Origin of the sequence: Photorhabdus temperata (assembly GCF_025384845.1) — a bacterium.
Classification (GTDB): Bacteria; Pseudomonadota; Gammaproteobacteria; order Enterobacterales; family Enterobacteriaceae; genus Photorhabdus; species Photorhabdus temperata.
Window position 1 is genome coordinate 1 of record NZ_JAJAFX010000171.1, and the last position, 1,681, is coordinate 1,681.

At 36.3% G+C, this 1,681-nt stretch carries 2 protein-coding genes; both read left to right on the forward strand.

Going from position 1 to position 1,681, the window contains the following annotated elements:
* Positions 1 to 97: 97 nt before the first annotated feature.
* Entirely contained in the window at positions 98 to 505 is a 408-nt protein-coding gene (locus LGZ99_RS24365; RefSeq protein ID WP_023046617.1) for a cytidine deaminase, read from the forward strand.
* A 388-nt stretch (positions 506 to 893) separates the two neighbouring features.
* On the forward strand, positions 894 to 1,681 hold a 788-nt coding region (locus tag LGZ99_RS24370; protein ID WP_262979840.1), incomplete at its 3' end, for a phage tail protein.

A 1,681-nucleotide genomic window follows, 5' to 3' on the forward strand; every position in this document is an offset into this window, starting at 1 on the left:
ATATAATAGACTTTTAACAACAGCTAAAATATTATTTTCAAAGATGTTATTAACACAGAAAAATAAAATAGGCTAATGGTGCAGGAGCAGTAAATTAATGAATATAGAACAAGAGTTATATAACGCCGCAGTTAACTTAATTGAAAAGCGATACCCCAAAGGATGGGGTGGTGCAGCCGCAGTACGAACAGAATCGGGTAAGATTCTAACCAGCATTGCCCCTGATACCAAAAATGACGCTTTATCCCTTTGTATGGAAGTCGGTGCCTATTTAGAGGCACATAAGCTTAATGAAACGGTAACACACTCCTTATGTCTCTGTCGTGAAGATGCCGGTTGTGAATATATCATTTTGACACCCTGCGGAATATGCCAAGAACGTTTGGTGCATTGGGGTGGTTCAGTTAAGGCAGCCGTGACTAATGAAAAAAACGAGCTGTTATTTAAAACAATACGTGAATTGCAACCTTATCATTGGTCAGCAGTTAATGGAGAAACGCTCTAATTTTTGTGATTTATGTTAGTTCAGTTATTTTCTTTTATTTCTAAATATTTCTGATAGTTAATACTCAGTACCATAGCTGTATTTTCTTTTTTCAACAAAATAGACATTCATCGGAAAGCTTAAGTCATTCGTATTCTAAGCGTATTAGCTATCAAAAAAGTGTAAATTTCGCTATGGCACTAAATATCTTGGGTATATTTTGATTGCAAAATATCAGATTATTTATTACTACCAATTGCACAAAAATAGTTAACCTACTGAGTTATAAGAATATTTCATTATTCATTTTGTGAATTAAACTATAATTTACGTGAATTATGATAAATCATCTGTACAATAATTCAATATATTGCTTATGAAATAATATTACTTAATTTAAGGAAAAAACATGAGTCTCAAGCCCCAGAATGATTTTAAAGCTTTTTCTATTAGTAATAATGCAAATGTAGTGAGTCAAGAAAGATATGAAGAAAGTCGGAGTTTAAAAACTGGGTTTCCACCAGATAATATCACTACTCATGAATTAAACAAGGTGTTACGTCAGTCGTCCACGATATCCTCTGTTGTTGCTAATTTTATCGCAACACACTCCGGAGGAGATGATGTTCTGGATGATGGCGATATAGCTAAACTCACAGCCCAATTAAATAGTGCTTTAGAGAAAAAAATCACAACAGAAATTCCCAATACCTCATTAACACAAAAAGGAATTGTTCAACTCACAGACAAAACAGGCAATAGTGACACACTCGCGGTAACCCAGAAGCTGGTTTCCGATATAAATGATAATGCTAATAATAAACTGGCAAAAGACCAAAACGGTGCAGATATCCCTGATAAAAATGAGTTTGTGAAAAACCTCGGTTTGTCGGAAACGGTGAATAGGGCGAATGGTGCGGTACCGAGCAGCCGGAAAGTGAACGGTAAGGCGTTGACCGGGGATATCAGTTTGAGTGCCGGGGATGTGGGGGCTTTGCCGATTTCGAGTACATTAAGCGCTCAAACAGGCACCTTAAGAATAAACAATGGATCGAATTGGCCGAATATCGAATTCAGAGCAGCAAACAAGCATTTTATCGGTATTGAAGGAACAGCTGGCAATCGTTTGACAATATACGCTAATGATGAAAACGGCAATCGCAAATATACTTTAGTAACACCAGAAAAATCCGGCAC

What these genes read in the sequence shown, in the direction of transcription:
- LGZ99_RS24365 (WP_023046617.1), top strand. Translation starts at nt 98, where the DNA reads ATGAATATAGAACAAGAGTTATATAACGCCGCAGTTAACTTAATTGAA.